This window comes from Shewanella sp. S1-58-MNA-CIBAN-0166 (genome assembly GCF_040310085.1).
Lineage (GTDB): Bacteria > Pseudomonadota > Gammaproteobacteria > Enterobacterales > Shewanellaceae > Shewanella.
Window position 1 is genome coordinate 1 of the sequence record NZ_JBEOPN010000157.1, and the last position, 261, is coordinate 261.

A 261-nucleotide genomic window follows, 5' to 3' on the forward strand; every position below is an offset into this window, starting at 1 on the left:
GGATTGATCTGTATGAACATAGCGCACCCCAACATTACCAGTTAATGGAAGACCACTTACTTCTGCATTAATATTAGCTTGTGCAAATGCTGAGGTGATTTCTTCTTTTACTGTCCACGACTTAGTTGCATGAGTTGAGCTAGTTAAACTTTCGTCAAGGGTTTCATAGTAACCATCATTAACTAAACCATTTACATCGTAGGCTATCATGTCGCCTAGCCCAATAAAGTCAAGGCCAACACTGCCTAAACGGTATTGCTC

1 protein-coding gene is annotated in these 261 nt (G+C 40.6%); it reads right to left on the reverse strand.

Annotated elements, in window-relative coordinates; genetic code table 11:
• Positions 1–261: hypothetical protein (locus tag AAEY99_RS21515; protein WP_351011992.1), on the reverse strand; the 261-nt coding region annotated here is incomplete at both ends.